24 protein-coding genes are annotated in these 26,050 nt (G+C 53.5%); 3 read left to right on the forward strand and 21 right to left on the reverse strand.

Annotated features, from left to right (window positions below):
- Nucleotides 1-6: 6 nt before the first annotated feature.
- Genes thiK through hinT form a run of 4 tightly spaced genes read right to left on the reverse strand, consistent with a single transcriptional unit; the run spans nt 7 to nt 2,203 of the window.
- Complete coding sequence (gene thiK, locus OGX80_RS09530) at nt 7-831, reverse strand: thiamine kinase (protein ID WP_115181716.1); 825 nt, start codon at nt 829-831, stop codon at nt 7-9.
- Complete coding sequence (gene lpoB / locus OGX80_RS09535; protein ID WP_115181717.1) at nt 812-1,453, reverse strand: penicillin-binding protein activator LpoB; 642 nt, start codon at nt 1,451-1,453, stop codon at nt 812-814. Before lpoB ends, thiK begins: the two co-directional genes overlap by 20 nt.
- Nucleotides 1,454-1,466: 13 nt before the next feature.
- Nucleotides 1,467-1,841 (reverse strand): YcfL family putative periplasmic lipoprotein, encoded by a 375-nt coding sequence (locus OGX80_RS09540; RefSeq protein ID WP_071258229.1) that lies wholly within the window; start codon nt 1,839-1,841, stop codon nt 1,467-1,469.
- 2 nt (nt 1,842-1,843) lie between these two features.
- The gene (gene hinT, locus OGX80_RS09545; protein ID WP_115182342.1) at nt 1,844-2,203 is read right to left on the reverse strand and encodes a purine nucleoside phosphoramidase; all 360 of its coding nucleotides are present in this window, start codon (nt 2,201-2,203) and stop codon (nt 1,844-1,846) included.
- A 354-nt stretch (nt 2,204-2,557) separates the two neighbouring features.
- On the opposite strand from hinT, the gene fhuE reads away from it, so the two are divergent.
- Nucleotides 2,558-4,756, forward strand: coding sequence for a ferric-rhodotorulic acid/ferric-coprogen receptor FhuE (gene fhuE / locus OGX80_RS09550; protein ID WP_058669166.1), 2,199 nt, complete (start codon nt 2,558-2,560; stop codon nt 4,754-4,756).
- Nucleotides 4,757-4,947: 191 nt separating this feature from the next.
- Here fhuE and ptsG read toward each other — a convergent pair whose 3' ends face one another.
- The 14 genes from ptsG to yceD all read right to left on the reverse strand — a co-directional run bounded on the left by ptsG (nt 4,948) and on the right by yceD (nt 17,496).
- On the reverse strand, nt 4,948-6,381 hold the full coding sequence (ptsG, locus tag OGX80_RS09555; RefSeq protein WP_024130440.1) for a PTS glucose transporter subunit IIBC: 1,434 nt from the start codon (nt 6,379-6,381) through the stop codon (nt 4,948-4,950).
- A 416-nt stretch (nt 6,382-6,797) separates the two neighbouring features.
- On the reverse strand, nt 6,798-7,595 hold the full coding sequence (locus OGX80_RS09560) for a metal-dependent hydrolase (protein WP_112002269.1): 798 nt from the start codon (nt 7,593-7,595) through the stop codon (nt 6,798-6,800).
- A 10-nt stretch (nt 7,596-7,605) separates the two neighbouring features.
- A complete protein-coding gene (gene holB, locus OGX80_RS09565) occupies nt 7,606-8,610 on the reverse strand; it encodes a DNA polymerase III subunit delta' (RefSeq protein ID WP_115181718.1) in 1,005 nt (334 codons plus the stop codon).
- Nucleotides 8,607-9,248, reverse strand: a complete 642-nt coding sequence (gene tmk, locus OGX80_RS09570) for a dTMP kinase (RefSeq protein WP_012132824.1) — start codon at nt 9,246-9,248, stop codon at nt 8,607-8,609. The genes holB and tmk overlap by 4 nt, the downstream gene beginning before the upstream one ends.
- The gene (gene yceG / locus OGX80_RS09575; protein WP_012132825.1) at nt 9,238-10,260 is read right to left on the reverse strand and encodes a cell division protein YceG; all 1,023 of its coding nucleotides are present in this window, start codon (nt 10,258-10,260) and stop codon (nt 9,238-9,240) included. Before yceG ends, tmk begins: the two co-directional genes overlap by 11 nt.
- A gap of 2 nt (nt 10,261-10,262) precedes the next feature.
- Nucleotides 10,263-11,072 (reverse strand): aminodeoxychorismate lyase, encoded by an 810-nt coding sequence (pabC, locus tag OGX80_RS09580; RefSeq protein WP_047457518.1) that lies wholly within the window; start codon nt 11,070-11,072, stop codon nt 10,263-10,265.
- Nucleotides 11,073-11,188: 116 nt separating this feature from the next.
- Nucleotides 11,189-12,430, reverse strand: coding sequence for a beta-ketoacyl-ACP synthase II (gene fabF / locus OGX80_RS09585; protein WP_012132827.1), 1,242 nt, complete (start codon nt 12,428-12,430; stop codon nt 11,189-11,191).
- Between the two features lie 85 nt (nt 12,431-12,515).
- Nucleotides 12,516-12,752 (reverse strand): acyl carrier protein, encoded by a 237-nt coding sequence (gene acpP / locus OGX80_RS09590; RefSeq protein ID WP_000103754.1) that lies wholly within the window; start codon nt 12,750-12,752, stop codon nt 12,516-12,518.
- A 151-nt stretch (nt 12,753-12,903) separates the two neighbouring features.
- Nucleotides 12,904-13,638 (reverse strand): 3-oxoacyl-ACP reductase FabG, encoded by a 735-nt coding sequence (gene fabG / locus OGX80_RS09595; RefSeq protein ID WP_012132828.1) that lies wholly within the window; start codon nt 13,636-13,638, stop codon nt 12,904-12,906.
- A 12-nt stretch (nt 13,639-13,650) separates the two neighbouring features.
- Complete coding sequence (fabD, locus tag OGX80_RS09600; RefSeq protein WP_115181719.1) at nt 13,651-14,580, reverse strand: ACP S-malonyltransferase; 930 nt, start codon at nt 14,578-14,580, stop codon at nt 13,651-13,653.
- Nucleotides 14,581-14,595: 15 nt separating this feature from the next.
- On the reverse strand, nt 14,596-15,549 hold the full coding sequence (fabH, locus tag OGX80_RS09605) for a beta-ketoacyl-ACP synthase III (protein ID WP_012132830.1): 954 nt from the start codon (nt 15,547-15,549) through the stop codon (nt 14,596-14,598).
- 76 nt (nt 15,550-15,625) lie between these two features.
- Nucleotides 15,626-16,705: a phosphate acyltransferase PlsX gene (gene plsX / locus OGX80_RS09610; protein ID WP_071818860.1), complete on the reverse strand. Its 1,080-nt coding sequence runs from the start codon at nt 16,703-16,705 to the stop codon at nt 15,626-15,628.
- Between the two features lie 79 nt (nt 16,706-16,784).
- A complete protein-coding gene (gene rpmF / locus OGX80_RS09615) occupies nt 16,785-16,958 on the reverse strand; it encodes a 50S ribosomal protein L32 (protein WP_000290727.1) in 174 nt (57 codons plus the stop codon).
- Between the two features lie 16 nt (nt 16,959-16,974).
- Nucleotides 16,975-17,496 (reverse strand): 23S rRNA accumulation protein YceD, encoded by a 522-nt coding sequence (gene yceD, locus OGX80_RS09620; protein WP_012132832.1) that lies wholly within the window; start codon nt 17,494-17,496, stop codon nt 16,975-16,977.
- Nucleotides 17,497-17,694: 198 nt separating this feature from the next.
- Here yceD and OGX80_RS09625 point away from each other — a divergent pair, with 198 nt between their 5' ends.
- Entirely contained in the window at nt 17,695-18,279 is a 585-nt protein-coding gene (locus tag OGX80_RS09625; protein ID WP_012132833.1) for a Maf family protein, read from the forward strand.
- Between the two features lie 151 nt (nt 18,280-18,430).
- On the opposite strand, the gene rluC is transcribed toward OGX80_RS09625, so the two are convergent.
- Nucleotides 18,431-19,384 (reverse strand): 23S rRNA pseudouridine(955/2504/2580) synthase RluC, encoded by a 954-nt coding sequence (gene rluC, locus OGX80_RS09630; RefSeq protein ID WP_012132836.1) that lies wholly within the window; start codon nt 19,382-19,384, stop codon nt 18,431-18,433.
- Between the two features lie 687 nt (nt 19,385-20,071).
- Here rluC and rne point away from each other — a divergent pair.
- Nucleotides 20,072-23,263 (forward strand): ribonuclease E, encoded by a 3,192-nt coding sequence (rne, locus tag OGX80_RS09635; RefSeq protein ID WP_115181721.1) that lies wholly within the window; start codon nt 20,072-20,074, stop codon nt 23,261-23,263.
- A gap of 162 nt (nt 23,264-23,425) precedes the next feature.
- Here rne and flgL read toward each other — a convergent pair whose 3' ends face one another.
- Both flgL and flgK read right to left on the reverse strand, forming a co-directional pair.
- The gene (gene flgL, locus OGX80_RS09640) at nt 23,426-24,379 is read right to left on the reverse strand and encodes a flagellar hook-associated protein FlgL (protein ID WP_058669000.1); all 954 of its coding nucleotides are present in this window, start codon (nt 24,377-24,379) and stop codon (nt 23,426-23,428) included.
- A 15-nt stretch (nt 24,380-24,394) separates the two neighbouring features.
- Complete coding sequence (flgK, locus tag OGX80_RS09645) at nt 24,395-26,029, reverse strand: flagellar hook-associated protein FlgK (protein WP_115181722.1); 1,635 nt, start codon at nt 26,027-26,029, stop codon at nt 24,395-24,397.
- Nucleotides 26,030-26,050 lie beyond the last annotated feature (21 nt).

Genomic DNA, 26,050 nt, shown 5'->3' on the forward strand with positions numbered 1-26,050 from the left:
CTCTCCTTATCCTTTCTTTTTCAGCTGCCGCCAGTCGTCGTCGGCCAGCCTGATAAATTGTTGTTCGCCGGTTTGCTGCCAGCGGTATTCAAACCATCCGGCTTTCAGCATCATTACCCAGGGGCGCCATAACCTGACCTGCCGCCATAGCGTTTGCGGACAGATATGCGCAACGGCGGCATAGGATCTCACCAGCCGTTGATGCTGCCGCTCATCCTCTACCCATACAGCGGCCAGCTCCAGAGCGATATCGCCGTCCCCGGCGTATTCCCAGTCAATCAACCGTAGCCCCGATGCCGTCTGTACCAGGTTATCGCCGTGGACATCCATATGCAAAGGCGCCAGACGCAGCGGACGAGGTTCCCGCGCCGCTCGCAGCCGTTTTAGCATCCGTAGCCAGTACGGCGTCCTGCGTGCCGGATCGCTCCCCTGCCAGTAGCGCATAAGCAGCGGTAACAGCGAAATACGCCAGCCAAAACGCGGTTGTTGATGCAGATGATACAGTAAGCCCGCCAGTTCGTCGGTATCCGGTAATCCAGATTTTACCTCTCCCTGCAAATAGTCCACCGCCATCCAGCCGGGAATATAAAAACGCGGTCTGGGGGCAAGGGTTTCCGGTAAACGTGACAACGCGTGATACTGACGCAAAAAATCAGATTCAGGCGCAAAGGGATCATGATGGCAACGGAGCACCAGACGGCGGGCGTCATGTTCAATGATGCAACTCCCGCCGCTTAATCCGTTGTGGCAGGCGGCGACGGGATGATATTGCGGGAAGTAGCGCGACAAAACGTCGTCGCGCGTCAGTAGATTATTGTTGCTGGACTGCACCTTTACCTGACCAGATTATCTCGCCAGTTTGTACCAGCATTAACTGCATTTGCAGCGATGGCGCATTGACGTTACCCGCCGCGCTGGAATAGAGCACATATTGCGCCCCTACGTTACGGGAGATGCCAATCGCTTTACTGCGCGTACCGAGGCTGTCCTGCGGTGATAAACCCAGTTGCTGCTTCGCCATCGCCAGTTGCTGCGCGGAAACCAGCGTAAATTTACCGTTATTCGCCAGCGCATTACGTAAAGTCTCTGTGGCCTCGCCCGCGTTGAGCGAACCGTTGGTGCGGTTATTTACGCTATCGACCAGCAGTACGCTACCCGCCGTTACGCCATCAGCCTGGAGCATTTTTCCGACCATCGGCTGCATCGCGCTGTTCCAGTCATAATGGCGCACGCGCGGCGCAGGCTGTGCGGTCTGGTCTTCGTGTTCAATCGGGCCCGGCTGTTGCGGGATCGTCGGCACCGATGGCACGACCGGCACAGGCTGCTGCGGCTCAGCTGGCTGTTCCGGCGCCGGTTTGACTTCATCAACCGGTGCGGGTTCACGTTGCCCCACACAACCGGAGAGGAATATCGCCAGCGCGGCCACCAGTGCGTAGCGATTCATTTTCGTCATCAAAATTCACCCCTTACAAATAAAGATAAAGTCTAACCTTATGCGCCCCCAGATAATTGGCGCTGCCATACAGCGTGACCGACGAACGCGCCGGGATAGTCACACTGCGTGGCGCTTCCAGAGGATGCATTTCCAGCCCTCTGGCGTCATACCAGTAAAACCGATAATGCACGGTAACGGGTTCTTGCCTTTCGTTATAGAGGCGTGAGGATGCAGAAGGCTGAATATCGGACGTCGTCAACGCAGGCGCTTCCGCCGTGATACCGGCCGCCAGCAGCGTTGACTCCATCACCAGTGTCTGTTCATCACTGACCGGAATTTCAGGGTGTGAGCGACAACCCGCAAGCAACAGTAAGGCCAGTGATATCGCAAGGCATCCTCTGGTCATTGTCAGAGGCCTTTATGCGCCAGCATCGGCCCCAGCGCACACCCGCCCAGCAGGTGCATATGAATGTGATAAACCTCCTGCCCGCCATGACGGTTAGTATTCATGATCAGGCGGTAGCCGTCTTCGGCAATGCCTTCCTGCCCGGCAATTTTTGCCGCGACGGTGATCATACGGCCCAGCGCCTGTTCGTGCTCCGCCGTGACATCATTAACCGTTGGGATCAGGGTATTCGGGATGATCAGAATGTGCGTGGGCGCCTGCGGCGAAATATCGCGAAATGCGGTAACCAGTTCATCCTGGTAAACGATATCCGAGGGGATTTCACGACGGATAATTTTGCTGAATATAGTTTCTTCTGCCACGACATTTTTCCTTTTTTCAAAATTAGCCATAACGTTGCGCCATGCTACGCCGAGCCACACTGCGAGTATAGAGTATGAGCGAGTTACTCACGCTCTTTCAACTTTAACCCACGATTTATTAAGCAAAAAATCTGTCAGTTGCTGCGCTTATACTCATTTCCCTCTTCTCTTTGCACCTCATAGCACTGAAACAAGATTTCATTTTCACCCGTAACATCTGTTTACAGCATTAATGCAAGTGCGTATATTTCGCATTTGCATTTTCATGCGCATTTGATGGTTAGAAAATTAAAAGGGTTCGCCATGCCATTTCATGGTTTGAACTTAACGTTCATCATTATTAGGGGTTTTTCGATGTCTTTCACAACACACACCCAGGATGAGCAGCGTCAGCCTGCCGCAGTTCCCACACTGCTGGCAGCCTGCATCGCTATGGCATTGATGCCTTCCACCAGCTTCGCCGCTACCACAACAGAAGAAACAATCGTTGTTGATAGCGCATCACAAGCCGACACGTCCAGCGATGAAGAACAGGACTACAACGTTAAAACGACAACCGCTGGCACTAAAATGCAGATGGCGCAGCGCGATATTCCTCAGTCTGTCAGTATCATCAGCCAGCAACGCATGGCTGATCAGCAATTACAAACCCTTGGCGATGTAATGGACAGCACGCTGGGTATCAGCAGAAGCCAGTCGGACTCCGACCGCAACCTCTACTACTCACGCGGTTTCCTCATCGACAACTACATGGTCGATGGCATCCCCACCTATTTTGAATCACGCTGGAATCTTGGTGATGCCCTTTCTGACACGGCCCTGTTTGAACGCGTGGAAGTCGTACGCGGCGCAAATGGATTAATGACCGGAACCGGCAACCCTTCCGCGTCTATCAATATGATCCGCAAACATGCCACCAGCCGTGAATTCAAAGGTAATGTGTCTGCGGAATATGGAAGCTGGAACAAACAGCGTTACGTAACCGATTTACAAAGCCCGCTGACAGAAGACGGTAACGTACGTGCGCGGATTGTTGCGGGTTATCAGAACAATGACTCATGGCTGGATCGTTATAACAGCGAGAAAACATTCTTCTCCGGCATTATCGATGCCGATCTGGGGAGCACAACCAGCCTTTCCGCCGGGTATGAATATCAACGCATCGACGTTAACAGCCCGACCTGGGGCGGTTTACCTCGCTGGAATACGGATGGCAGCACCAACAAATATGACCGCTCGCGCAGTACCGCTCCAGACTGGGCTTACAACGATAAAGAATTTAATAAAGTCTTTGTCACGCTGAAGCAGCGTTTTGCGGATACCTGGCAGGCAACGCTCAACGCCACGCATTCTGAAATCAAATTCGACAGCAAAATGATGTACCTGGATGCCTATGTCAATAAAGACACCGGTATGCTGGTTGGCCCTTACGCCAACTACGGGCCAGAGTACGGTTACATTGGCGGTACGGGCTGGAACAGCGGCAAACGTAAAGTCGATGCTGTCGATCTTTTCGCCGATGGGGGCTACGACCTGTTTGGCCGTCAGCATAACCTGATGGTCGGCGGAAGCTACAGTAAACAGAATAACCGCTATATGAATACCTGGGCGAACGTATTCCCGGATGAACTGGGCAATTTCTACAACTACGACGGTAACTTCCCGGAAACAAACTGGGGTCAACAAACCGTTGCCCAGGATGATACCACGCACATGAAATCGCTCTATGCAGCGACCCGCATTTCGCTGGCCGATCCGTTGCATCTGATCATCGGCGCTCGCTACACCAACTGGAGTATCGACACGCTGACCTACCGGATGGAGAAAAACCATACCACGCCATATGCCGGACTGGTATATGACATTGATGATAACTGGTCTGCCTACGCCAGCTATACTTCCATCTTCCAGCCACAAAACTATCGTGATAGCTCGGGTAAATACCTCGCCCCTATTACGGGTAACAACTATGAAGTGGGCTTGAAATCTGACTGGATGAACAGCCGCCTGACCACCACATTGTCGGTCTTCCGTATTGAGCAGGATAACGTCGGTCAGTCGACCGGTAGACCGATTTCAGGTAGTAACGGTGACACCGCTTATAAAGCGGTAGATGGAACCGTCAGCAAAGGTGTTGAATTCGAAATTAACGGCGCTATCACCGACAACTGGCAGATGACTTTCGGCGCAACGCGCTTTATCGCGGAAGATAACGAGGGAAATGCGGTGAATCCGAACTTGCCACGTACAACCGTGAAGCTGTTTACCAGCTACCGTCTGCCAGTCATGCCTGAGTTGACCGTCGGCGGTGGCGTTAACTGGCAGAACCGTGTTCACGGCAGCGACACGGTCACACCATACGGCACATGGCGCGCAGAACAAGGCAGCTATGCGTTAGTGGATCTGTTCACTCGCTACCAGGTAACCAAAAACTTCGCCGTACAGGGCAACATCAACAACCTGTTAGACAAAACCTACGACACCAATATCGATGGTTCTATTGTCTACGGCGAACCACGTAACGTCAGCATTACTGCAAGCTATCAGTTCTGATAACGTTACTGACGAGAAGGGAGCCATCTGGCTCCCTTTTTTACGTTCTCGCAAGCCTGATGGCGGCTAATGCCTTATCAGGCCTACAACTGTGCTATAACCGTAGGCCGGATAAGCCACGCGCCATCCGGCAACACAGCGTAAAAAAGGCAGCCATTTGGCTGCCTTAGTTCTCCCCAACGTCTTACTGCTTAGCTATTGCGGATGTATTCATCCATTTCCGTTTTCAGGTTATCGGATTTCGTACCGAAAATAGCCTGAACGCCGGAACCTGCGACGACGACACCAGCTGCGCCAAGCGTCTTCAGGCCAGCCTGATCCACTTTAGCAACGTCAGCGACGCTAACGCGCAGACGGGTGATACATGCGTCGAGATTAGTGATGTTCTCTTTACCACCAAACGCGGCGATCAGGGCCGGAGCCATTTCACTGGTTGCGCCCACTTTGCTGTCTTCGCTCGCGTCTTCACGACCCGGCGTTTTCAGATCCAGCGCTTTAATCAGCACACGGAAGACGGTGTAGTAAATAATCGCATAACCTGCACCAACAATCGGGAACAGCCACAGTTTGCTGCTGTTGCCAGACAGAACGATGAAGTCGATCAGACCGTGCGAGAACGATGTACCGTCACGCATACCCAGCAGGATACAGATCGGGAATGCCAGACCTGCCAGAATCGCGTGGATAACGTACAGGATCGGCGCAACGAACATGAAGGAGAACTCGATCGGCTCGGTGATACCGGTCAGGAACGAGGTCAACGCTGCGGAGATCATGATACCGCCCACTTTCGCGCGGTTTTCCGGTTTAGCAGAGTGCCAGATCGCGATAGCCGCAGCAGGCAGACCGTACATTTTGAACAGGAAGCCGCCGGACAGTTTGCCCGCAGTCGGGTCGCCCGCCATATAGCGAGGAATGTCGCCGTGGAACACCTGACCTGCTGCGTTGGTGTATTCACCGATCTGCATCTGGAAAGGAACGTTCCAGATATGGTGCAGACCAAACGGCACCAGGCAGCGCTCAATGAAGCCATAGATACCGAACGCCACAACCGGGTTCTGGTAAGCAGCCCACTGAGAGAACGTCTGGATAGCCGTCCCGATCGGCGGCCAAATGAAGGACAGGATCACGCCGGTGAAGATGGCAGCCAGACCAGAAATGATCGGCACAAAGCGTTTACCCGCAAAGAAGCCCAGATACTCAGGCAATTTGATACGGTAGAAGCGGTTGAACATGTACGCTGCAATCGCACCGGAGATAATCCCCCCGAGAACACCGGTATCCGCCAGGTGTTTTGCTGCGATTTCTTCAGCAGGTAAATGCAGAACCAGCGGCGCAACCACGGCCATGGTTTTGACCATGATGCCGTAAGCGACAACCGAGGCCAGAGCCGAAACGCCGTCGTTGTTGGTGAAGCCCAGTGCGACACCAATGGCGAAAATCAGCGGCATATTTGCAAAAACAGAACCGCCTGCTTCTGCCATAACGTGCGACACAACGGCTGGCAGCCAGCTGAAGTTAGCGGAACCGACGCCCAGCAGGATACCTGCGATAGGCAGTACGGATACCGGTAGCATCAGCGATTTACCGACCTTTTGCAGGTTAGCAAATGCATTCTTAAACATAATTAGGAGTGCTCCTGAGTATTTGTGCTTATACACTTCATCCTTCAAACCGCCTCAGCGTTGGCTGCGCTCGTTCATCCCAGTCACTTACTCAAGTAAGCTCCTGCAATTCACTCACTTGCCGCCCTGATGCAGCCTGAATGATTTTGTGTATTCTACGTTTTCACGCATTGGCGAGGGGGGAGAACCTCGCCGTGGACAGGGCATCTAAGCGCCCTTTATTTATTACACAGAGTAAAATAAATAAGCTCGGTTTTGTTTGACGGCTATCACGTTTCAGCTCCTGACAGCCATAAAACCATCACATTCTGACAAAATGAGTGTCTGAATGTTACAATTCGCTCATTCACCGCCCATTTTGTGGCGGTGAACTTTACTCGCTTTGAATATTAATTACGAGCTTTAAAAAAACTCGGTTAACGGGTTGATTGCAGGCGAGAAGCGTCGATGTGGAACAGGCGAGCAAAGTTTTCAGTGGTTGCCTGCGCCAGTTCTTCAACGGCAACACCCTTCAATACGGCCATATACTCTGCGACATCGCGAACCATTGCAGGCTGGTTCTCTTTACCACGATGCGGCACCGGAGCAAGATAAGGAGAGTCCGTCTCAACCAGCAGACGATCCAGAGGAACATAGCGGGCGGCATCACGTAACTGCTCCGCGTTGCGGAAGGTCACGATCCCGGAAAAAGAGATATAAAACCCAAGATCCAATAATTTACCCGCCGTCTCCCTGTCCTCTGTAAAACAGTGTAGTACGCCACCGCAATCCGTCACTTTTTCTTCGCGCAAAATCGCCAGCGTATCGGCGCGTGCGTCACGGGTATGCACAATCACGGGTTTATTTAATTCACGGCCAATCTGAATATGGTTAATGAAGGATTCTTGCTGGCGAACTTTTGTTTCCGGCGTATAAAAATAATCCAGCCCGGTCTCTCCCATGGCCACCACGCCTTCTTCAGCGGCAAAGCGACGCAGGTCTTCCGCATCGTATGTTTCATCCTGGTTTAACGGGTGTACGCCGCAGGAAAACACAACGTTATCCCGCTCGCCAACTAGTTCGCGCATATTCCGGTATCCGGGCAGGGTTGTCGCCACCGCCAGGCAGAACTTCACATCGCGCGCGGCGGCTTTTGCCAGCACGTCATCCACGTCCTTATGCAGAGATTGATAATCCAGGCCATCAAGATGGCAGTGTGAGTCGACTAAAAACATAATGTCTCTCTCAAAGATGGGAAACAGGCAACATGGCGCCTGGTTGCAGGTAATGCTCTATGCGGAGAATAAGATCGGTTAATACCAGTTCGCGGTTTAATCCGGTCACGTTAATCAGCTGTTCGCGACAATGGCAGACATCGCTGAGTATGGCCTGGATACGTGCGACGGATAACCGTTCAGCTATCGACGCCACCAGCGTTCCGGCATCCTGATTTGTCAGGCTGGAAGCGCCATACCGGTATTTAAGGGCATCCATAAGCAGCGTCGCCAGCCAGTGTAAACGTACGGCGGCCTGTTCGTGATTCAACACCGACAGAAGGATATACCAGTCGCCGGATTGCAGCGTATTCGCCAGCGCTTCGCAAAGCGCGTTACGATGCGCCCAGCTGTCGGCCTGCAACAACGCCAGAGCGGCGCCGGGAGCCCCTGCGCTCAGGCGCAGCGCCGCCAGCAACGTCTCTTGTGACATTGTCACTTCACGAGAAAGCCAGGAAACAGCGTATTGTTCAGATGGCGGCGCAAGATGATGCAGACGACAGCGGCTGCGTAAAGTCGCCAGCAGGCGTGCCGGTTCACGGCTGGCAAGGAAGAACCAGGTTTGCTCCGGCGGCTCTTCCAGCGTCTTTAATAAGGCATTCGCCGCGGCATCAGTCAGCAGGGCCGCATTCGGGATCAACACGACTTTCGCGCCGCCAAGTCGAGAATGTTCGTACAGCTTCTCGCCCACATCGCGTACCGCGTCCACGCCAAGAGTGCTTTTTCCCTTTTCCGGCAACAGCGAATAATAGTCAGGATGCGTACCCGCCTGCATTAACTGGCAGCCACGACAACGCCCGCAGCTTTTATGCCCTTCCGGTTGCTGGCACAGCAAATAACGACTGAGGGCATAAATCAGCGCATCATCCCCCATTCCGGGCAACGCCTGAATCAGTAACGCATGGTGGCCCCGACCCGCCTGATAGCTTGCTACCAGTTTTTCAAAGTCTGGCCGTAACCACGGATACCATTTCATGCACCCTGCTCCTTGATCCAGGCCGTCACGGTTGTGCGAATATCGTTCATCACAGCCTCCAGCGGCTGAGTCGCATCAATGGTGCGAATGCTGGCATCGCTGGCGGCCAGCTCAAGGTAGCGGGCACGCGTGCGATTGAAGAAATCCAGAGACTCCTGCTCAATGCGGTCAAGTTCGCCGCGCGCACGCGCGCGTTTTAAGCCAACCTCCGGCGTCACATCCAGATACAGAGTCAGGTCAGGACGGAAGTCGCCCAATACAGCATCACGCAGCGTCGCCAGCATTGTCTGATCGATCCCACGGCCGCCACCCTGGTAGGCCTGAGTGGACAGGTCATGGCGATCGCCAATGACCCATGTTCCTTTCGCCAGCGCAGGCTTGATAACGGTTTCCACCAGTTGCACTCGCGCGGCATAAAACATCAGCACTTCAGCTTTATCCGTGATCGTTTCATCACCCACCGATTTGATGTCCAGCACCAGACTTCTTAATTTCTCTGCAAGCTGGGTGCCGCCCGGCTCACGCGTAAAAATCATGTCGTGAATACCCAGTTGCTCAAGTGTCTCCACCACCACGTTACGCGCGGTGGTTTTTCCGGCGCCTTCCAGGCCTTCGATGACGATATAGTTACTGCCCATTTTTTTCCTTAAGCACTTTCAGGTAGTCCTGCACTGACCGGTTATGGCTGGCAAGATTGGTGTTAAACGTGTGACCGCCCTTTCCGTCAGCCACAAAATAGAGGTACGGCGTTTTCGCCGGATGCGCGGCGGCTTTCAAAGAGGCTTCGCCAGGCATGGCGATAGGACCTGGCGGCAACCCGGTGATGGTATAGGTGTTATACGCCGTCGGCGTTTCCAGCGCCGCGCGCGACAGCTTACCATTATAACTCGCCCCCATGCCGTAAATCACGGTCGGATCGGTCTGCAAACGCATACCAATACGCAGACGGTTAATAAAGACCGATGCCACCTGATCGCGTTCGCTGGCGACGGCCGTCTCTTTCTCGATAATAGACGCCATCGTCACCAGTTGATTCTTATCTTTATAAGGCAGCCCTTCCGCGCGCCCTTCCCAGAAGTCATCTACCGCTTTAACCATCTTTTGATGCGCACGCTTCAGAAGCGCGACGTCGGTGGTATTGGCGGTATACATCCAGGTGTCCGGCCAGAACCAGCCTTCAAGCCACTCCGGGGTCTCCAGCTTCAGCGCCTGCGCGACGGTTTCGTAGCGGTCATCGCTAAGCGTATGCTGAATATAAGGCGCATTCCGCAACTGATTCAGGTAATCGCTCAGGCGCATCCCTTCGACCAGACGTAGCGGGAACTGTGCTTCTTTACCGCTTTCCAGCAGTTTCAGCATCTCCCGTACGGTCATGTCAGGCGTTAAACGATAGGTGCCCGCTTTAAAGTTTGATAATTCAGGTTCAACGCGCAGCAACCACTGAAACACGCGCGGCCGATTGATAATTTTGTCGGCGTAGAGTTGATCGCCTAATGCCAGACGCCCGGTTCCGGCCTTCAGGGTAAAGATCGTCTCTTCTTTTATTAACAAGGGGCTGTCGGCCAGTTGGCGCACTTTCCACATTCCTGCGCCAGCGGCAATGCCCAACACAACGACCAGCAGAAGGAAAAAGCGTAACATTCTTTTCATGACTAATTCGGGTGCTCACAAAGTGGGGCTAAAAAATCGAACAATGAACGTGCAAACATCAGTTTATCGCCACAGGCGCGCACGGGAATCACGGGCATCAACGCATTGCAGATAACCATCTCATCGGCCTGCATAAGCGCGTCCTCCCCGGCATACACTTCGACAACCTGGAAAGGCGATTGTGCCAGCGACTGTAAACAAAATTGTCGCATAATGCCGTTTACCCCCGCCTGATCCAGGCGCGGCGTATACACCACATTCTCTTTACGCCAGAACAAATTAGCCGCACAGCATTCCGTAACCCATCCCTCGCTGTCAAGAACCAGCGCTTCATCAGCGTTTGTCTGCTCAAGATGAGACCGAATCAGTACCTGTTCCAGTCGGTTAAGGTGTTTTATACCCGCAAGCATAGGGTTACGCCCCAGCCGTACGGGGCTTAGCGCCAGCGTAATACCTTCCGTACGCCAGCGTTCATAATGAGTGGGATAAGGAGAAACGGATAAAATTCGCGTGGCCGCACGACAGTTTGACGGGCTGTAGCCCCTGCCGCCGCTGCCACGACTCAGAATAACTTTCAGTACGCCACTGTTCTGGCCTGCTGCCATCGCCGTCATTTCGTGTTGCAGTTCCGTCCATTGACTGAAGGGAAGCAGCAGTTTTTCGCAGGCATCCTGCAAACGGCGAAGGTGTGCGGGCAGGAGGCAAATTCTACCGTCACGGATTCGCGCAGTAGTGAAACAGCCATCGCCAAACTGCGTCGCGCGATCGCTGGCGGCAAGAGAATCCTGTTCACGGCCATTAATTAAGAACATAGTGGCTCCTTATTCGTGGTCGATTAGTGTGGCAGGATGGTTAACACAGGACAAGGGAAGAAAGCTGAATAAAAAAGGCCCGACAAGCGGACCTTTTTACTCTCTGGTGGAACGACTTAGACCTTTTTGAAGATCAACGAGCCGTTAGTACCGCCAAAGCCGAAGGAGTTACACAGCGTATACTCCATTCCATTAACCTGACGAGCTTCGTGAGGCACAAAGTCCAGGTCGCAACCTTCATCCGGGTTATCCAGGTTGATGGTTGGCGGAACAGCCTGGTCGCGCAGCGCCAGGATAGAGAAAATGGACTCTACCGCGCCCGCAGCACCCAGCAGGTGACCCGTCATGGATTTCGTCGAACTGACCAGCACACGGCTTGCCGCATCGCCAAAGACAGATTTCACTGCCTGAGTTTCCGCTTTATCGCCTGCCGGCGTAGACGTACCGTGGGCGTTGACGTAACCAATCTGACCCGGCTCAATGGCCGCATCACGCAGCGCATTGACCATCGCCAGCGCGGCGCCCGCGCCGTTTTCCGGCGGTGACGTCATGTGATAAGCATCGCTGCTCATCCCGAAGCCAACGATTTCGGCATAAATTTTCGCGCCGCGCGCTTTTGCATGTTCGTACTCTTCCAGTACCACCATGCCCGCGCCATCGCCGAGAACAAAGCCGTCACGCTCTTTATCCCACGGGCGGCTGGCCGCTTGCGGGTTATCATTACGTGTAGACAGCGCACGCGCTGCGCCAAAGCCACCGACACCCAGCGGCGTACTGGCTTTTTCCGCACCACCCGCTACCATCGCGTCCGCATCGCCGTATGCAATGATACGCGCGGCATGACCGATGTTATGTACGCCTGAGGTGCAGGCGGTAGCGATAGAGATGCTTGGCCCACGCAGGCCGTACATGATGGTCAGGTGACCCGCCACCATGTTAACAATCGTCGACGGAACAAAGAACGGGCTGATCTTACGCGGCCCACCGTTCACCAGGGAACTGTGGTTTTCTTCGATCAGTCCGAGACCGCCGATACCAGAGCCGATAGCGGCACCAATACGGTCTGCGTTCTCTTCCGTTACTTCAAGGCCAGAATCCTGCATGGCCTGAACGCCAGCGACAATTCCATATTGAATGAAGGCATCCATCTTGCGCTGTTCTTTGCGCGAGATGATGTCGTCACAGTTAAAATCCTTTACTAAGCCAGCAAATTTCGTTGCATAGGCGCTAGTATCGAAATGGTCGATCAGGCTGATGCCACTCTGACCGGCAAGGAGAGCTTTCCAGGTAGACTCTACGGTATTGCCGACAGGAGACAACATGCCCAGTCCGGTCACAACTACACGACGCTTAGACACGTTTGTCCTCCAGGGAGGGAAAATGATTCTAGTGGGACAAAAAGATAAAACTCAGGCGGTCGAATGACCGCCTGGAGATGTTCACTTACGCCTGGTGGCCGTTGATATAATCAATGGCAGCCTGAACGGTGGTGATTTTCTCAGCTTCTTCGTCCGGAATCTCAGTATCAAACTCTTCTTCCAGAGCCATTACCAGCTCAACGGTGTCAAGAGAATCTGCGCCCAGGTCTTCAACGAAAGAAGCATTGTTGGTAACTTCTTCCTGCTTAACGCCCAGCTGCTCGCCGATAATTTTCTTAACGCGTTCTTCGATAGTGCTCATACTCTTAAATTTCCTATCAAAACTCGCTTTCGCGATGGTTTTCGTAGTGTATAAAATGTTGAAAAATTTGCAACTAAATCCCGGCAGTTCTTACCACGATTTTACGTTATTTTGAGGCCAAGACCTACAATAACGCAAATATTTTTCGTGGTTAAACCATATACATTCCGCCGTTGACGTGCAGAGTCTCACCAGTGATGTAACTTGCTTCGTCAGAGGCTAAAAATGCAACCGCACTGGCGATTTCCTGAGCGCCGCCGAGGCGACCCGCAGGAACCTGCGCCAGAATACCCGCACGCTGATCATCAGACAGCGCACGCGTCATGTCCGTTTCAATAAAGCCCGGAGCCACAACATTGACAGTAATCCCACGCGACGCAACTTCACGCGCCAGTGATTTACTGAAGCCAATCAGACCCGCTTTCGCCGCAGCGTAGTTGGCCTGACCCGCATTTCCCATGGTACCAACCACAGAACCGATAGTGATAATACGTCCATGACGTTTTTTCATCATAGCGCGCATTACCGCTTTTGACAGACGGAAAACAGATGACAGATTGGTTTCGAGAATATCGTTCCACTCATCATCTTTCATTCGCATCAGCAGATTATCGCGAGTGATACCGGCATTATTGACCAGGATATCAACTTCACCAAATTCTGCGCGAATATTTTCCAGAACAGATTCAATAGATGCCGGATCGGTCACATTCAACATCAGACCTTTACCGTTCGCACCTAAGTATTCGCTAATGGCCTGAGCGCCATTTTCGCTGGTAGCAGTACCGATGACTTTCGCGCCACGGGCAACGAGCGTCTCAGCAATTGCGCGGCCAATGCCACGGCTTGCACCGGTAACCAGTGCGACTTTTCCTTCAAAACTCATGGTTTTCCTCTTTTATTGCTCAAGCGCCGCTGACAGTGCCGCCGGTTCGTTTAGCGCCGAGGCCGTCAGGGTGTCAACAATACGTTTAGTCAGACCAGTGAGGACTTTACCTGGACCCACTTCATAAAGGTGTTCAACACCTTGTGCTGCGATAAATTCTACACTCTTCGTCCACTGCACCGGGTTGTACAGCTGGCGTACCAGCGCATCACGGATAGCGTTAGCGTCGGTTTCACACTTCACGTCAACGTTATTCACAACCGGTACGGTCGGGGCATTGAAGGCGATTTTCGCTAATTCAACCGCCAGCTTATCCGCCGCAGGTTTCATCAGCGCACAGTGTGACGGCACGCTTACCGGCAGCGGCAGCGCACGTTTTGCGCCAGCGGCTTTACAGGCTGCGCCCGCACGTTCAACCGCGTCTTTATGCCCGGCGATAACCACCTGGCCCGGAGAGTTAAAGTTCACCGGAGAAACCACCTGGCCTTCAGCCGCCTCTTCACACGCTTTGGCGATGGATGCATCATCCAGACCGATGATCGCCGCCATTGCGCCGGTGCCTTCCGGCACAGCTTCCTGCATGAACTTGCCGCGCAGTTCAACCAGACGAACCGCGTCGGCGAAATCGATGACGCCAGCACATACCAGCGCGGAGTATTCCCCCAGGCTGTGTCCCGCCATCAGCGCAGGCGCTTTACCGCCCTGCTGCTGCCATACGCGATACAGCGCAACGGAAGCGGCCAGCAATGCTGGCTGAGTCTGCCAGGTCTTATTCAGTTCTTCCGCAGGCCCTTGCTGCGTCAGCGCCCACAGATCATAACCCAGCGCCGCAGAAGCTTCAGCAAAGGTTTCTTCTACGATCGGGTAGCTGGCTGCCATTTCAGACAACATCCCAACCGTCTGGGAACCCTGCCCCGGGAACACAAAAGCAAATTGCGTCATGTTTAAATCCTTATACTAGAAACGAACCAGCGCGGAGCCCCAGGTGAATCCACCCCCGAAGGCCTCAAGCAATACCAACTGCCCGGCTTTAATCCGCCCGTCGCGCACGGCTTCATCCAGCGCGCACGGCACAGAGGCCGCAGAGGTGTTGCCGTGTCTGTCCAGCGTAACCACCACATTATCCATCGACATACCCAGCTTTTTCGCTGTCGCGCTGATGATGCGCAGGTTAGCCTGGTGCGGAACCAGCCAGTCCAGAGCGGAACGATCCAGATTATTCGCCGCCAGCGTCTCGTCAACGATGTGTGCCAGTTCAGTTACCGCCACTTTAAACACCTCGTTGCCCGCCATCGTCAGATAAATCGGATTTTCTGGATTGACGCGATCGGCGTTTGGCAGCGTCAGCAACTCACCGTAGCTGCCGTCTGCATGAAGATGCGTCGAAATAATACCTGGTTCTTCGGATGCGCTCAGAACCGCTGCACCCGCGCCGTCACCAAAGATAATGATCGTCCCGCGATCGGTGGGATCGCAGGTGCGCGCCAGGACATCGGAACCGATGACCAGCGCATATTTAACGGCGCCTGATTTTACATACTGATCGGCAACGCTTAACGCGTAGGTAAAACCGGCGCAGGCCGCTGCAACGTCAAACGCCGGGCAGCCTTTAATGCCCAGCATACTCTGAATCTGGCATGCTGCGCTTGGGAAAGCATGTGTTGCTGACGTGGTCGCCACCACAATCAAGCCAATCTGGTCTTTATCAATGCCCGCCATTTCAAGCGCGCGGTTTGCGGCTGTATAGCCCATCGTCGCGACTGTTTCGTTTGGCGCTGCAATATGGCGTTCACGGATGCCTGTACGCGTGACAATCCACTCGTCAGACGTCTCTACCATCTTTTCCAAATCGGCGTTAGTACGCACTTGTTCAGGCAGATAGCTGCCAGTACCAATAATCTTTGTATACATGTACGCTCAGTCACTTTTCGGTTATATACCACCGCGTGCAAACTGTTGGTATGTTGGTTGCGCTCAGGTTACACCGTTAATTGTGCACCCGTGAGTGTCCGTTTTTGCCACCTTCCAACAGTTCGAATCCGGCTGGGTATACAGATTCCAGGCGAGCGGCAATTCGCTGAGGAACTTGTCGCTGCACCGCCTGCACTGCCTGTTCAATCGCGACGGCAAATGCTCGCTGATTGGCCGCACCATGACTTTTAATCACCGTGCCACGCAATCCTAACAGACAGGCGCCATTATACTGGTCGGGGTTGAGGTGACTGAATCGCCTCGTCAGGCTTTTTTGTAACCAACGTTTTAATAACAGCAGCCACCACGACCGTTTTTTACTCTCACCCTGAGATTTCAGCAGTGAAAGGAACATCCTGACAACCCCTTCCATTGTCTTTAATGTGACATTACCTGTAAATCCGTCACATACCAGCACATCAGTTTTTCCCGTCAATAATTCATTGGCTTCAAGATAACCAATGTAATTGATGGAAGGGACTGTTTTGAGCAACGCAGAGGCATCACGAATACTGTCGAGACCTTTGGTTTCTTCTTCACCAATATTGAGCAACGCCACGCGGGGATTGGTTATCCCAATCACCTCTTCCGCCATCACGGACCCCATCACGGCAAACTGCACCAACATGGTACTGTCACAATCGACGTTGGCGCCTAAATCCAGCACCACCGTTTTTCCTTTCTGCTGATGCGGTAAAACCGTCATCAACGCAGGACGCTCAATGCCCTCAAGGGGTTTGAGCAATAATTTCGCAAGTCCCATGAGCGCGCCCGTATTACCGGCGCTCACACAGGCTTCGGCTCGGCCTTCTTTCACGAGCTCCAGGGCCACACGCATTGAGCTGCCGCGACTGGCGCGGATAGCCTGCGAAGGCCGGGCATCACTGGCAATAACTGACTGTGCAGGGATAATCTGCAGACGCGAACGTTGTTCAAAGTCAGCTTTGGCAAGTAATGGCGTGATGGTATCGGGATCCCCGACTAAAAGAAGTGTGAGTTGCGAATTAGAATTCAGTGCCTGCAGTGCTGCAGGCACTGTCACGGAAGGGCCGAAATCTCCCCCCATGACATCTAACGCCAGGGTTAGACGTGTCAAGGTATCGTCGCTGCCTGGTTTGGTGTTTCCCCGCTTACGCGGGGAAATCCTCACTAAGCTTCATCACGCTTGCGCGTGATTACTTAGCGATGACCTTACGGCCGCGGTAGTAACCGTCGGCAGTGATGTGGTGACGCAGGTGTTTTTCACCAGAAGTTTTGTCTACAGACAGGCTGGTGACTGCGGTCAGAGCGTCATGAGAACGACGCATGCCACGTTTGGAACGGGTTGGTTTATTCTGTTGTACGGCCATGGACCTTACTCCTCAATTACTTACGCTTTAAGCTGGCTAATACGGCAAATGGGTTTGGTTTTTGCGCTTCATCAGGCAGTTCACCAAAGACCATGTCCGCCTCGGACACTTCACAGTGTTCAGAATCATGCACCGGAACTACCGGCAAGGAGAGGATGATTTCATCTTCAACCATTGCAAGCAGATCGATTTCACCGAATTCGTTAACCTCAATCGGCTCATACGCTTCCGGGAGTGCTTCAGCCTGTTCGTCAGAACGAACCGGACTAAAACAATACGTTGTGTGAACCTGATGGGTAAACGGCTTCCCGCAACGCTGGCATTCGAGCGATACCGTCACCTTCGCATCACCCGTAATAACGGCGAGACGTTGGTTATCGATAGCGAACGACATGGAGCATTCCACATCACTGTCCACACTGACTACAGAATCGGCGACGCGCTCTACCAGATCAGAAGTATAGATACCTTCATAATCGAGGCGTTTTTGAGCCGTACGAACCGGATCAAGAGTCAGGGGTAATTTTACCTTTTGCATAGGGCGCGCATATTAACTTTGTAACGTCATAGAGTCAAAGAAAAAGGCAGCCTGCGGTTGCCTTTTGCCAATAATTCGCACACATTGCGGGTTACAGACTTATTTTCGCTCAAACCGTGACTGTATGTCATGCTTGAAGGACGAAGAGCATAGTTTAAGATGGCTCTCATTAATACGCTATATCTGAGGGAAAAAAATATGCCCCGTCTCATCCTTGCTTCTACCTCTCCCTGGCGTCGCGCGCTGCTCGAAAAACTGGCGATCCCTTTCGAGTGCGCGGCTCCCGAGGTTGACGAAACGCCCATGTCTGGCGAAGCGCCGCGCCATTTGGTCTCTCGCCTCGCACAGGCGAAAGCGCAATCGCTCGCCCACCGTTTCCCCGATCATCTGATTATTGGCTCCGATCAAATTTGCGTTCTGGATGGCGAAATTACCGGCAAACCGTTAACCGAAGAAAAAGCGCGCCAGCAATTAACCAAAGCCAGCGGTAATATTGTGACGTTTTATACCGGACTGGCGCTTTATAATTCTGCAACCGGACATTTACAAACGGAAGTCGAACCGTTTGATGTGCATTTCCGCCATTTAAGCGAAACGGAAATAGAGGACTATGTCCGCAAAGAGCGTCCATTGCATTGTGCCGGAAGTTTTAAAAGCGAAGGTCTTGGCATTGCCCTTTTCGAACGCCTGGAGGGGCGAGATCCCAATACGCTTATTGGGCTACCGCTGATTGCGCTGTGCCAGATGCTGCGCCGGGAGGAGATGAACCCGCTGATGGCATAGTAGACGCGTCTGGTGGCGACGCTAAAACATCTTATCAGGCCCACAGCGGAGCAATGCCCGTAGGCCTGATAAGCACAGCGTCATCAGCCGGATAACGACGTAAACGTCTTATCCGGCCTACAGGTTTAGCGCGATAATATCGCAACGCGCATCAGGCTTTGTTACGTAACACCTGAAGGCAATGCTTGAGTTGGTTATCCATCGGCGCTTCGATACGCATCACCTCGCCAGTCCCCGGATGGGTAAACTTCAGCGCTGCCGCGTGCAGAAAAAGCCGTGACAGCCCCGTTCCCGCAAGCTGCTTATCAAATTCGCGATCGCCGTAACGATCGTCAAACGCGATCGGATGGCCCGCATGCAGCGTATGCACACGAATCTGATGCGTACGTCCCGTCACCGGGCTACAGCGCACCAGCGTCGCAAACGCATAGCGCTCTTCAACTTTAAAGCGCGTTTCGGAGGGTTTTCCTTCCTGACTCACACGTACAATACGTTCGCCGCTTTGCAAAATATTCTTTAATAAAGGCGCCTGTACCGATTTAACATGCGACTGCCACTGGCCGCGAACCAGCGCCAGATAATCTTTCTGCATCCCCTTCTCACGCAGTTGCTCATGCAAAGAACGCAGCGCTGAGCGTTTTTTCGCAACCAGCAGTACGCCAGAGGTATCGCGGTCAAGACGATGCACCAGTTCCAGGAAACGCGCTTCTGGCCGCAACGCGCGCAGCCCTTCGATAACGCCGAAGCTCAACCCGCTTCCGCCATGTACCGCCGTGCCGGAAGGTTTGTTCAGCACCAGGATATGGTCATCTTCATACAAAATGACATCGGCCAGCGCCGCCACTTTTTGCAGATGCGGCGAAACGGCCTCTTCTTCGCGTTCGGCGACGCGCACCGGCGGAATACGCACTTCATCCCCGGCTTCGAGCTTATATTCCGGTTTGATGCGTTTTTTGTTCACCCGCACTTCACCTTTACGCAAAATGCGGTAAATCATGCTTTTCGGTACGCCTTTGAGTTGCGTGCGCAAAAAGTTATCGATGCGTTGCCCCGCTTCGTCGGCAGTAATGGCAACTATTTTTACGGATGGAGTCTCAGTTTTCATGGGGGCCGATTCTAAATAGCCATAAGGATTAGCGCCACTCATTTTTCTATGCTTATATTTACTTTTATATCCTGTTACTCACGTTCAACATGACCAATTTGCTGGTTATTAAACCAATCGCCATGAGGAAGTGAAAAAACTGTGAGTAACCGGGTGATAAATGGTAAAAGTCATCTTGCTATAACAAGGTTAGCAGTGGAATAATGTAACCGTTTCCGTGTCGAACCTTGTTAAAACAAGAAATTTTACGGAATGACCCATTTTGCCAGACAGATCATCAACGCAGCAATGGCGTAAGACGTATTGATTTTTCAGGCAGTTAGCGGGCTGCGGGTTGCAGTCCTTACCGGTATATGTTCTATGTACTACGCGTTGCAGAAAGGCGGCAAATCTGGGAATCCCCAGGAGCTTATGCCCGGGTGAGCAGATAAAGCCAACGCATCTGCGGCGTGAAAGACGATGAACATAATGGAATCTTCTCTGGAGAGTAACTCCCAGGCTGTTCCCCTGATAATTGCGCTGTATTTCCGTATGAAATACAGGCAACCGACACTCTGCGCCTCTTTGAGCAGACGATAACCGTGAGGTTGGCGACGCGAATAGACACGAGGCCATCGGTTCACACCCGGAAAGGCATTACTATGCCCGCAGCTTAGTCGTCAATGTAAGAATAATGAGTAAGTTACGATGAAAAGAATGTTAATCAACGCAACTCAGCAGGAAGAGTTGCGTGTTGCCCTTGTAGATGGGCAGCGCCTGTACGACCTGGACATTGAGAGTCCAGGACACGAGCAGAAAAAAGCGAACATCTATAAAGGCAAAATTACCCGTATCGAACCGAGTCTGGAAGCGGCTTTTGTTGATTACGGCGCTGAACGTCACGGTTTCCTCCCGTTAAAAGAAATTGCCCGCGAATATTTCCCCGCCAACTACAACGCCCACGGCCGTCCAAACATTAAAGATGTGTTGCGCGAAGGTCAGGAAGTGATTGTTCAGATTGATAAAGAAGAACGCGGCAACAAAGGCGCTGCGCTGACGACGTTTATCAGTCTGGCAGGGAGCTATCTGGTTTTAATGCCGAACAACCCGCGCGCGGGCGGCATCTCCCGTCGCATTGAAGGCGACGATCGCACCGAATTAAAAGAAGCGCTGGCAAGCCTCGAACTGCCTGACGGCATGGGGCTTATCGTGCGTACCGCAGGCGTCGGCAAATCCGCCGAAGCGTTGCAGTGGGACCTGAGCTTCCGCCTGAAACACTGGGAAGCGATTCAGAAAGCCGCTGAAAGCCGCCCTGCTCCATTCCTAATCCATCAGGAAAGCAACGTTATCGTCCGCGCATTCCGTGACTACTTACGTCAGGATATCGGCGAAATTCTTATCGATAATCCGAAAGTGCTTGAGCTGGCGCGCCAGCACATCGCGGCGTTGGGTCGCCCGGATTTCAGCAGCAAGATTAAGCTTTACACCGGCGAGATTCCGCTGTTCAGCCACTACCAGATCGAGTCGCAAATTGAATCCGCCTTCCAGCGTGAAGTGCGTCTGCCTTCCGGCGGCTCTATCGTTATCGACACAACCGAAGCGTTAACCGCGATTGATATTAACTCCGCGCGTGCCACACGCGGCGGCGATATCGAAGAAACCGCGTTTAACACAAACCTGGAAGCGGCCGATGAAATTGCTCGCCAGTTGCGCTTGCGCGACCTCGGCGGCCTGATCGTTATCGACTTCATCGACATGACGCCAGTACGCCACCAGCGCGCGGTGGAAAACCGTCTGCGCGAAGCGGTACGTCAGGATCGTGCGCGTATCCAGATTAGCCATATTTCTCGTTTTGGCCTGCTGGAGATGTCCCGCCAGCGTCTCAGCCCGTCTCTGGGCGAGTCCAGCCATCACGTCTGCCCACGCTGTAGCGGCACCGGCACCGTCCGCGACAACGAATCGCTCTCCCTGTCTATTCTGCGTCTGATTGAAGAAGAAGCGCTGAAAGAGAATACCCAGGAAGTTCACGCCATTGTTCCGGTTCCGATCGCCTCTTACCTGCTTAACGAAAAGCGCACCGCGGTTAATGCTATTGAGACTCGTCAGGATGGCGTGCGCTGCGTGATCGTACCAAACGATCAGATGGAAACGCCGCACTACTCCGTTCTGCGCGTACGTAAAGGGGAAGAAACGCCAACCCTGAGCTACATGCTGCCGAAACTGCATGAAGAAGCGATGGCGTTGCCTTCTGAAGAAGAGTACGCCGAGCGTAAACGCCCTGAACAGCCAGCACTGGCGACCTTCGCGATGCCAGAAGTGCCGCCTGCGCCGACGCCAGCAGAACCTGCGGTGAAAGCAGCGACGGCAGCACCGAAAGCCGTTGCCACTGCGCCTGCACAACCAGGTCTGCTTACCCGCTTCTTCGGCGCGCTGAAAAACATGTTCAGCGGCAGCGAAGTCGCTAAGCCGGTTGAACAACCTGCACCGAAAGCAGAAGAAAAACCGGAGCGTCAGCAGGATCGTCGTAAGTCTCGCCAGAATAATCGCCGCGACCGTAACGATCGCCGTGACAACCGTGATAATCGCGACAACCGCGCTGAAGGCGGTGAAAACCGTGATGACAACCGTCGTAACCGTCGTCAGGCGCAGCAGCAGAACGCAGAAGCGCGTGACAACCGCCAGCAGTCTAACGACGTTGCCGATAAGGCGAAGTCCGGTGACGAGCAGCAGACGCCGCGTCGTGAACGCAACCGTCGTCGCAACGATGAAAAACGTCAGGCACAGCAAGAAGTCAAGGCGCTGAACCTGGATGAGCAACCGGCTCAGGAAACAGAACAGGAAGAACGCGTTCGTCAGGCGCAGCCTCGCCGCAAACAGCGTCAGCTGAGCCAGAAAGTTCGTTACACAGACTCTGCAACCTCTGAAGCAGAAGCTGTCGCAACACCAGTCGTCGAAGACGCTGTCGCCGCCCAGCCTGCTACGCAAAGCGCGCCTGCTCAGCGTACTGAACTGGCGAAAGTCGACCTGCCAGCGATCGCAGACGTTGCGCCAGCAGAGCAGGAAGAAAACGGCGAAGCGCGTGATAACGCAGGAATGCCGCGTCGCTCCCGTCGTTCTCCTCGCCACCTGCGCGTCAGCGGCCAGCGTCGTCGTCGCTACCGCGATGAGCGTTACCCGCTTCAATCGCCAATGCCGTTAACCGTCGCTTGCGCTTCACCGGAAATGGCGTCTGGCAAAGTGTGGATTCGCTACCCTGTCGCCCGTTCTCAGGAAGCACAGCGCGAAGAAGAGGCCGTACAAGCTCAGCCGGTTGCAGTAGAGCCGCAGGTCATCGCTGCCGCAGCCGAACAGGTTGTAGACGCACCGGTTCAAACTGAAACCGTTGTCGCTGAACCTCAGCCCGCTACTGTGGAAACAACGCATCCTGAAGTAATTGCCACCCCGGTTGAAGAACAACCTCAGGTGATTGCAGAGGCTGACGTCCCTGTTGCGCAGGAAGTCGCTGCACAAGCGGAACCTGTCGCTGACGTTCAGGAAACCACGACGGCTGAAGAATCCGCTGACGTTGTCATCGCCGAACCGGAAGAGATCGTTGAAGGGATCGTTAAAGAAACGGTTGAACCTGTCGTGGTTGCCGCTGAACCGGAAGAGATTGTCGCTGCGCCTGTTGCCGTTGCTGAAACCGTGTCAGAAAGCGCGGTAACCACCGGGGAGAAACCCGTCAGCCACGCCAGTGCGCCGATGACCCGCGCGCCTGCGCCGGAATATGTCCCGGAAGCGCCACATCACAGCGACTGGCAGCGCCCTGCCTTCATCTTTGAAGGTAAAGGTGCGGCAGGTGGTCATAGCGCAACGCATCAGGCCGCCGCGCCAGCCACGCGCCCGGAGCCTGTAGAATAAGCTGAACGCAATGTTAAAGATAAGCCGACCTGCGGGTCGGCTTTTTTGTACCTGCAATCGGTGCCCGTTATCTGTTTTCCGGGCAAAAAAATGCCCGCTCCGGGGTGAAGGGAGCGGGCAGACAAAACATACCCAGTTTCATGATATGTTTCAAAACATGTGCTATCTGTTCAACTGAAACAGAGACATTCCTTGCATATCGCTAAACGCTTTATAGGACGCCTGTAACGCAGCCTGTTGCATTACATACGACGAGATAGCCGCGTTCCAGTCCACATCGACCAGATTACTCATCTGCTGTGCCTGACCCAGCGCGCGCTCGCTTCCCAATGAATCCAGAGAATCCAGCTCACTCAATTGCGTTCCCAGTTCCGCACGAACGGTCAGGACGTTATTAAGGGAGTTTTTCAGGCCACGGTTTGTTTTATCAATCGCCGCAGCAGCTTCCGCCTTCTTCACATCATCGTCAGCAACCGGCGTTTTCAGCGCTGCAATGGCCGTATCCAGCATCGCAAACAGGCTGGTTTCTGAAGCGCTGTTGTCGGGTTCCGGTACGGCATTACTGGTAATACGATTAAAAATCTGATCGCCCGTATGACCAATCACCATCGTACGCGAAGCATCAACCTGCTGGGTGATGTTTTCAGTGCCGCCGCTATAGTCGCCATTTGCCTGATCAAACGGCGCTTTTTCAGTTTTATAACCTGCGAAAATGTAACGACCGTTGCCGTCGGTGCTGTTGGCCAGGTTCATTAACTGATCGCGAATCCCCTGTAGATCGCTCGCCAGCGAGGCGCGGTCATCATCGCTTAAGGTGCCGTTAGCGGCGTAAACGATTTTTTCCTGCGCAGTTTGAATTGCAGCTGTCACCTGACTTAGCACGTTTTCTTCCAGCGACACTTTCTGAGTGGCAAAGGTACGTGCCAGCGCATACTGACTGTTCTGAGCCTGGGCCTGAGCGAGTACGATAGCCTGAGAAGCGGCAATAGGATCGTCAGACGGATTGATTACGCGCTTACCGGTGGACATCTGCTCACCGTACTTCATCCATTCAGCCTGGGAATTGGTGATACCACGCATATTCTGCTGGTACATCATCTGGGTACTGATACGCATTTATCCTCCTCTTCCTTAGCGAATGCCCAACAGCGCATCAAACAGCGTATTCGCGGTTTGCAGCACCTGGGCGTTCGCCAGGTAGTACTGCTGGTAGCGTTGCAGGTTGCCGTATTCTTCATCAAGGTTAACACCGGAAATCGATTGCTGCTGGTTATACAACTGCGTCACAACATTGCCCTGCGCTGTGCTGCTGGTTTTCAACGTGGCGGTTTTGTTCCCCACATCGCTGACCATCGTCGCATAAGCATCATTAAAGGACTTATTGCCTACCGTTTTCTGGGTTTGTAAATCCAGCAGCGCCTGACCGTTACGGTTATCGCTCCCACCCGCATCGGGATCGGAAGCCATCGCAATTTTGGATTCATCGGTCACCAGCACGTTCATGTTCACAATGGCATCGCTGACCGGTTTCAGGGTAAAGCTGTCATTCGCATTTGCCCCTGCCCCGACCGTCACTTCCAGCCCGTCAAACGTCAGTTTCCCGTTGGTTTCAACCGCCTTAAAGCTGGTGTTGTCTGACAAGCGCGTGACCTGCCAGTCCTGACCATCAAATACCAGCTTATAATTGGTAGCCTGTACCGCGGAACTGTCGGTGACTTCCGCAGACAAGGTTCCGCTACCCGTATTTTTCGCATTACTCAATACGGACGGTTTACCGATGGAAAAGAAGTCCTCGCCCTGATCGCCATTGGCATCATATCCCTGTTTATGCTGGGCATTAAACGCTTCGGCAAAGGCCAGCGCCAGCTGGTTGAGGGTATTGCGAGTCTGATCCAGATCCTGAGAGCGGAACGTCAGCAACCCGCCAAGCGAGCCGCTATTGAGCAATTTTTCCGGGATTTCAATGTTTCCGGCAGTCGCATCAACATAGGCGACCGTGGTGCGTGACGGATCGGCGCTGGACGGCACCGCGGCCAGTTGACGGGCGCTGCTGCCCTGCACGAGGGTATAGCCATTCGCCATCGTCAGGTTATAGGTGCCGCCGTCCTGGACGCTAACTTCCACACCGACAATCTGGTTCAGCTCACTCACCAGTTGGTCGCGTTGGTCGAGAAGATCGTTCGGTGAAGCGCCCGCGCCCACCCCGGTCAGACGGGAGATCTGATCGTTCAGGCTGGCGATTTGCTTCGCGTAATTGTTGATCTGCTCAACGCTGGAGCCAATGGCAATATTGACCTGCTTATCCTGATCGCGCAGGTACTGATCGGTCGTTTTAAACTGGTTTACCAGGCCGTCGGCTTTACCGATAAGCGCCTGACGCGCTGCCGGGTCTTCCGCGTTGCTGACCAGCGTTTGCAGGCTGGTGAAGAAACCTTGCAGAGAGGTCGAAATCGAGCTGGTGGTACTGGAGAGCAGGTTATCAATTTTCGACATTTGCTCATAACGCGTAGTCAAACCGCTGCTCTGATTCTGCGCCGCGCGTAACTGATTGGTAATAAAAGAATCATACTCACGCTGTACGCCAGAAACGTAGACGCCATTACCGACCCAACCGCCCGCTCCCAGCGTACTGTTGGCCTGCGCCATAATCGTCGTCTGTCGGGTATACCCGGCAACGTTATAGCTGGAGATGTTATTACTGGCAGTATTTAACGCAGCCTGGGCTGCGCTAAGTCCGCTCATGGCGTTGTTAATTAAGCTGGACATGGAGGTTCCTTGTAATCCTTC

The sequence above is a fragment of the Citrobacter sp. CK194 genome (genome assembly GCF_030333395.1).
Taxonomy (GTDB): Bacteria; Pseudomonadota; Gammaproteobacteria; order Enterobacterales; family Enterobacteriaceae; genus Citrobacter_B; species Citrobacter_B koseri.

Bases quoted from the DNA above. Each gene is read 5' to 3' on its own strand.
- lpoB (WP_115181717.1), bottom strand. From the start codon at position 1,453: ATGACGAAAATGAATCGCTACGCACTGGTGGCCGCGCTGGCGATATTC.
- OGX80_RS09540 (WP_071258229.1), bottom strand. From the start codon at position 1,841: ATGACCAGAGGATGCCTTGCGATATCACTGGCCTTACTGTTGCTTGCG.
- fhuE (WP_058669166.1), top strand. From the start codon at position 2,558: ATGTCTTTCACAACACACACCCAGGATGAGCAGCGTCAGCCTGCCGCA.
- ptsG (WP_024130440.1), bottom strand. From the start codon at position 6,381: ATGTTTAAGAATGCATTTGCTAACCTGCAAAAGGTCGGTAAATCGCTG.
- OGX80_RS09560 (WP_112002269.1), bottom strand. From the start codon at position 7,595: ATGTTTTTAGTCGACTCACACTGCCATCTTGATGGCCTGGATTATCAA.
- holB (WP_115181718.1), bottom strand. From the start codon at position 8,610: ATGAAATGGTATCCGTGGTTACGGCCAGACTTTGAAAAACTGGTAGCA.
- tmk (WP_012132824.1), bottom strand. From the start codon at position 9,248: ATGGGCAGTAACTATATCGTCATCGAAGGCCTGGAAGGCGCCGGAAAA.
- yceG (WP_012132825.1), bottom strand. From the start codon at position 10,260: ATGAAAAGAATGTTACGCTTTTTCCTTCTGCTGGTCGTTGTGTTGGGC.
- pabC (WP_047457518.1), bottom strand. From the start codon at position 11,072: ATGTTCTTAATTAATGGCCGTGAACAGGATTCTCTTGCCGCCAGCGAT.
- acpP (WP_000103754.1), bottom strand. From the start codon at position 12,752: ATGAGCACTATCGAAGAACGCGTTAAGAAAATTATCGGCGAGCAGCTG.
- fabG (WP_012132828.1), bottom strand. From the start codon at position 13,638: ATGAGTTTTGAAGGAAAAGTCGCACTGGTTACCGGTGCAAGCCGTGGC.
- fabD (WP_115181719.1), bottom strand. From the start codon at position 14,580: ATGACGCAATTTGCTTTTGTGTTCCCGGGGCAGGGTTCCCAGACGGTT.
- fabH (WP_012132830.1), bottom strand. From the start codon at position 15,549: ATGTATACAAAGATTATTGGTACTGGCAGCTATCTGCCTGAACAAGTG.
- rpmF (WP_000290727.1), bottom strand. From the start codon at position 16,958: ATGGCCGTACAACAGAATAAACCAACCCGTTCCAAACGTGGCATGCGT.
- yceD (WP_012132832.1), bottom strand. From the start codon at position 17,496: ATGCAAAAGGTAAAATTACCCCTGACTCTTGATCCGGTTCGTACGGCT.
- OGX80_RS09625 (WP_012132833.1), top strand. From the start codon at position 17,695: ATGCCCCGTCTCATCCTTGCTTCTACCTCTCCCTGGCGTCGCGCGCTG.
- rluC (WP_012132836.1), bottom strand. From the start codon at position 19,384: ATGAAAACTGAGACTCCATCCGTAAAAATAGTTGCCATTACTGCCGAC.
- rne (WP_115181721.1), top strand. From the start codon at position 20,072: ATGAAAAGAATGTTAATCAACGCAACTCAGCAGGAAGAGTTGCGTGTT.
- flgL (WP_058669000.1), bottom strand. From the start codon at position 24,379: ATGCGTATCAGTACCCAGATGATGTACCAGCAGAATATGCGTGGTATC.
- flgK (WP_115181722.1), bottom strand. From the start codon at position 26,029: ATGTCCAGCTTAATTAACAACGCCATGAGCGGACTTAGCGCAGCCCAG.